Source organism: Prevotella sp. P5-92, assembly GCF_002251245.1.
Classification (GTDB): Bacteria; Bacteroidota; Bacteroidia; order Bacteroidales; family Bacteroidaceae; genus Prevotella.
Genome location: NZ_NPJG01000048.1, coordinates 1 through 5742, shown reverse-complemented (window position 1 = coordinate 5742; position 5742 = coordinate 1). Strand labels below are relative to the sequence as shown.

Genomic DNA, 5742 nt, shown 5'->3' with positions numbered 1-5742 from the left:
TGAACTTGGACAGCCAGCCGACTAAGGTACTAGACGCGATACCATGCTTTGAACTAATCTCAGGCAAAGTTAGCTCAGATTCTTGATATTCACGAATTATTTCGCATTTTTTTTCAAATGAATACTGATTTTTCTTACATATACGCTTGTTTTCAAGTCCGGAGACTCCTTTTTCTTTATAAATGTATAACCACTCATAAATTTGATGGTGTCCAATGTGTAAACGGTCAGACACTGAACGAGGAGAGTTCCCCGCCTCTACTAATCTAATAGCTTCTAACTTTTCTTCTAATGTTCTTCTTCGCATATGAACAGTAAGTGTTGTGTCCAACTTTGGGGGTTCACTTCAGGACCATGTTCAAATATGAGTTTATTATTCAACAGGGACGTCTATAGCAGGAACGTACGCTGAGTGATGTCACTCTTGAACTAAATCGCAGACGAACAAAAAGAAGAGGCAACTCAGTTGCCTCTTCTTTTATGTGACAGTTGAATGTGATTTCCCCGCGGGCGTTTGCGGCGGGCGTCGTGGCGCAGCCCCCGCCGACGTAGGGTCTTACCTCGTGTAAGACCGCAACCCGTAAATGTTATTTCCCCGCAGGCGTTTGCGGCGGGCGGTCTTACACGAGGTAAGACCCTACATCGGCTTGCATCGGGACGGTAGCCAGCGTTTGGATTACCCCTTGTGGGGGCTCCGTGATCCAATCCCCCATTGTCGGGATGATGTCAGTCGCCGTAGATATCGCCGCTTAAACCGCCATAATCTTCCTCAGAAGCATAACGTATCGACCCCGCGAGGATGACACTGGGAGTGATGTTATACACTGTTATTGCGGGACGGATATACTTTTTCTTTTCCATAATTTATTAATGTCGTAATGAGTTATTTGATGATTAATTTGATAGTCTTGTTGCCACGGCGCACGATATTCACGCCTTTTGCGGGAGCGTCGATGCGACGGCCGTTGATGTCGTAGTATTCAGCATCGTCGGTGGCTACAGAGTTGAGCAGGTCGATGGCAGTCGTTCCTTCATTCCCCTCGTCCCCACGACCGATAGAGAATGCCCTGGCACTCGAAGTTTGAGCAGAAGCAGTCAAAGTCATATATGCGCGGAAGGGCTTGACGCCAACCGTTGTCACATTCTGGTTTTCCAGCATCATCTTTGCGGGATTCATCAGTTTGTCGTTCAGCAGGATGAAGGCATTGCCGTCGGCATCCTTAGAGAAAGTCTTCGTCTGATATGTGCCGCAGAGCTGCAGAGAGCTGCCGTCAGGGCCAGTGACTTTCGCCCCATCAAAAGGCGCTTTTTTTATCTCAGCCTCTGTCGCAGAGATATTGATCTTCTTTTCCTCGTTTTTCACGCCATCCTTAAACTTGAAGAGCACTGGCGTTCCGGCATCAATCGTTCCCGTTATTTCCTCAATCTCCACCGCATTAGCAGTTGCGCCCTTAAGCTGATATGCGGTAAAATTATTCGGGGTATATGCAAATGGCAGGCAGAGAGAGAACCATGTTGACCCGGACGTCGAGAGGTCGCGGGAATATTTAGCCGTGTTAGCCGTGAAAGGCGCATGAGCCACAAAATCCTTGTCTCCTGACAGGTTAAGAATATCAGTCGTCAAAGGTTCTCTGCATAATTCCACCTTATTTTCGCCCAATGTGAAATATGTCTTGAAATAGCCAGTTTTATAGTTGGCCATGTCTATGTCTTTTTTAGCACGATCGTATGAAGCAGCTCCTACGAGGCTTCTGCAATCAGAAAACATATCATAACCATCGGTGCCATTGCCTATTTTAAAATCATCGCTGACATAGATTGTCTTGAGACCTGAGCAGTCCCTGAACATGTTGTTCATATACTCCACCTTGGCAGTATTGAATGATGACAGGTCGAGAGATATGAGGCCTGGGCAGTCATAGAACATGTAGTCCATATTCTCCACCTTGGCAGTATTGAAGCCTAAAAGATTGAGAGATGTGAGTTTTTTGCAGCCCCAAAACATCTCGCTCATATCAGTCACTTCCTCGGTGTTGAATTTGGACACGTCAAGAGAGGTGAGGCCTGAGCAGGCAGCGAACATTTGGCTCATATCCGTCACCATGGCAGTGTTAAATGATGACAGGCCGAGAGATGTGAGGCCTGAGCAGCTATTGAACATCCCGCTCATATCAGTCACTTCCTCGGTGTTGAGATTCTCTATGCCTTCTATTGTTGTAAGTTGCGAAAAACAAAAGAACCATCGATAACAAGAAGTTGGCTTGGCATGGTTAAAAGACGGAGTAAATACGACTTTTGTGCAATTATTTATCACATCATCGATAAACCATCTCGGGGTAGTAGCGCCTTTATTTAAATCATACACTCCTTTTCCTTCTTCTTTATTGTTCGCTACTTTAAATGTCAAGACTTTTGTGTTTGCATCCCACTTTACGTATGGCGTTATGATTTTGGGAGTGAAATAGCCGTCAAAATTAGCCATGTCTATGCCTGTTTTACCAGAATTGTATGAAACAGCTCCTTTGAGGCTTGTGCAATTATAAAACATATCTGAACCATTTGTGCCAGTGCCTGTGGCAAAATCATTGCTGGCATAGATTGTCGTGAGACCTGAGCAGTAACTGAACATGTAGCTCATATTCTCCACCTTGGCAGTGTTGAATGATGACAGGTTAAGAGAGGTGGGGCGTGAGCACCAACAGAACATGCAGCTCATATTCGTCACATTGGCAGTATTGAATGATGACAGGTCAAGTTCAGTAAGGTTTTGGCAGACATAGAACATGTAGCTCATATTAGTCACTTCCTCGGTGTTGAGATTCTCGATGCCTTGTATTGTTGTAAGACCACTAAACATATTGAACCACTTATAACAAGAAGTTGGCTTGGCATGATTAAAAGACGTAGTAAATACGACTTTTGTGCAATTATTTTTCACCTCATCGATAGACCATCCCGGGTCTTTAGCACCTTCATTTAAATCATACACTCCATTTCCTGCTTCTTTAGTGTTCGCCACTTTAAATGTCAATACTTTTGTGTTTGCATCCCACTTTACGTATGGCGTTAAGTTACTCTTGGTGAAATAGCCAGTTTTATAGTTGGCCATGGATTTGCCTGTATTAGCAGGATCGTATGAAACATCTCCTTTGAGGTTGTTACAATCATAAAACATACCTAGACCATTGGTGTCTTCGCCTATTTTAAAATCATCGCTGACATAGATTGTCGTGAGGCCTGAGCAGCCTTTGAACATCTCGCTCATACCTGTCACCTTGGCTGTATTGAATGACGACAGGTCAAGAGATGTGAGTTCTCTGCAGATATCGAACATGTTGGTCATATTCTCGACCTTGGCAGTGTTGAATGATGACAAGTCAAGAGAGGTGAGGCTTGAGCAGCCACCGAACATGTTGGCCATATCCGTCACCTTGGCAGTGTTGAATTTGGACACGTCAAGAGAGGTGAGGCTTGAGCAGATATAAAACATGTAGCTCATATTCTCCACCTCGGCAGTGTTGAATTTGGACACGTCAAGAGAGGTTAGGCCCGAGCAGTCCCCGAACATGCCGCTCATATTCGTCACTTCCTCGGTGTTGAGATTCTCTATGCCTTCTATTGTTGTAAGTTGCTCAAAGCCTTCGAACCAAAGATAACAAGAAGTTGGCTTGGCATGGTTAAAAGACGGAGTAAAGACTACTTTTTTGCAATTATTTTTTACCTCATTGATACACCATCCCGGGTCAGTATTGCCTTCATTTAATTTATATTCGCCATTTGTTCCTTCTGTATAGTTCGCTACTTTAAATGTCAAGACTTTAGTATCCCAATTCCATTTAACGTATGGCGTTAAGTTACTCTCGGTGAAATAGCCAGATGTACAGTTGGCCATGGTATGGTCTATTTTATTAGAATCGTATGAAACATCTCCTTTTTTGAGGCTTGTGCAATTATAAAACATATTTTCACTACTGCTGACCTTGACAATAGTAAAAACATCGCTGACATAAATTGTCGTGAGGCCTGAGCAGCCATTGAACATGTTGGTCATATTCATCACCTCGGCAGTGTTGAATGATGACAGGTCAAGAGATATGAGGTCTGAGCAGCTATCAAACATGCAGTCCATACCCGTCACCTTGGCAGTGTTGAATGATGACAGGTCAAGAGAGGTGAGGCTAGAGCAGCCATCATACATGGAGTTCATAGACTCCACCTTGGCAGTGTTGAATGATGACAGGTCGAGAGATGTGAGGCCTGAGCAGTCCTTGAACATCTCGCTCATATTCGTCACTTCCTCGGTGTTGAGATTCTCTATACCTTCTATTGTTTTAAGTTTCGAAAAAAGACGGAACCACTGATAACAAGAAGTTGGCCGTACATCTTTAAATGATTCATCAAATACCACTTTGGTACATCCCGATAAGCCCTTCCAACTAGGATTGTTAGAACCTGTATTGAGCTCATAAGCGCCGGTAGGCACACTTTCCCCTCCATAGAATGTGAGGGTTGTTGAGGACTCATTCCATTGGGCATAACCCACTGCTTCCTGTGCATTAGCAGGGAGCGAGAATAGCATAATCATGATTGCTATCATGAAGGTTGTTAGATTTCTTTTCTTTGTCATAATACGTTTTCTATTTAATTTATGATTTCAGGGTGCGAAATTAGTGATTTTTATTTGTATATAGTAACAAACGGATAATATTTTAAATATTTTTAAATAAACGTTATCGGCATTTAACGATTTGTTATCCGAATCATCGGGGACAGGTTCATCGACCCTAAAGAGTGAACCGACGAACCTGTCGCCATGACTCGTCAACTAAACTTGTCAACTAAACTGTTCTCTTTCTCTTCTTATTCTTTCTCGTTATCTTTATCGTCACCTCCTTCCCCTCTTTCAGTTCTTCCAATACCCTTTCCTTCACGCAGTCATACGTGGCTTGTGTATTCACGAGCAGGCCTATGGCGGCTTTTTTTCCAACAATGATCCTACCGTCGAAACGGCGGTGGACTCCGTTGCCTTCGCTGATCATCGGGCATCGCTTGGGCAATGCCGAGTTAGGATAGAAGAGTGCCTTTTTCTTACATTGTTCACAATCGTGAGGATAGCCAGTCTTGTCCTTTTCCAGTATGAATATTCTCCGCTCGTGATACAGCTTACACTTCTTCATCACGGCATGATATTCTCCTACTTTCAAACACGAGCATCTGTTTTCGAGCGTGTCCATAGCCGGACCACCGTCAATGCTCAGCACACCCTCCACTAAGTCTTTTATCGCTTTCTGTCTTGTTATTTTTATTTCCATAATACTTACTTTATGTAATACCGCCCGCCGCAATTGGTGGGTAACCGGGCGGGCGTTGGCGCAATCTTTCATTGTGCACTACTTTAAAATAAAACTGTTTAACTGTTTTTCTGTTTTACTTTCTTTATCAATCCCTCAGTATCGTCATAGTCAATCAAATTACGAGTTCTCCACGTATTAAGCTGTGCCTTAGCGCTCTGCAAGTCGCCCGATTTGCCCAGTCTTTTTCTTATCAATATCAAATCTTCAATTCTGAATTCAGACTTCAACATCATCAGCATGTTCATCGGACCACGCTTGTTCGTCGCCTTTTCCTCGTCGCCAAACGCCTCGTCGAGCATCGGTCCGAAGATGCGCATCTTCACCCAGAGGTCGTAGCGCAGCGACCATTCCACATACTGCTGAATCTCGTCGGTCCACGTCTCGTCGT

At 44.0% G+C, this 5742-nt stretch carries 4 protein-coding genes and 1 pseudogene; all 5 read right to left on the bottom strand.

Translation table 11 applies throughout. The features are described 5' to 3' along the window. Positions 1-307, bottom strand: a 307-nt coding sequence (locus tag CIK99_RS05750; RefSeq protein ID WP_144007911.1) for a helix-turn-helix domain-containing protein, incomplete at its 3' end; no start/stop codon positions are given. Positions 308-726: 419 nt separating this feature from the next. Beyond that, positions 727-861: a hypothetical protein gene (locus tag CIK99_RS15875; RefSeq protein ID WP_256387388.1), complete on the bottom strand. Its 135-nt coding sequence runs from the start codon at positions 859-861 to the stop codon at positions 727-729. 22 nt (positions 862-883) lie between these two features. Beyond that, the gene (locus CIK99_RS05745) at positions 884-4627 is read right to left on the bottom strand and encodes a BspA family leucine-rich repeat surface protein (protein WP_094380607.1); all 3744 of its coding nucleotides are present in this window, start codon (positions 4625-4627) and stop codon (positions 884-886) included. Positions 4628-4838: 211 nt separating this feature from the next. Then, positions 4839-5312: a hypothetical protein gene (locus CIK99_RS05740; protein WP_094380606.1), complete on the bottom strand. Its 474-nt coding sequence runs from the start codon at positions 5310-5312 to the stop codon at positions 4839-4841. A 98-nt stretch (positions 5313-5410) separates the two neighbouring features. Continuing rightward, a pseudogene (locus tag CIK99_RS15235) lies at positions 5411-5742 on the bottom strand (hypothetical protein); the annotation flags it as partial.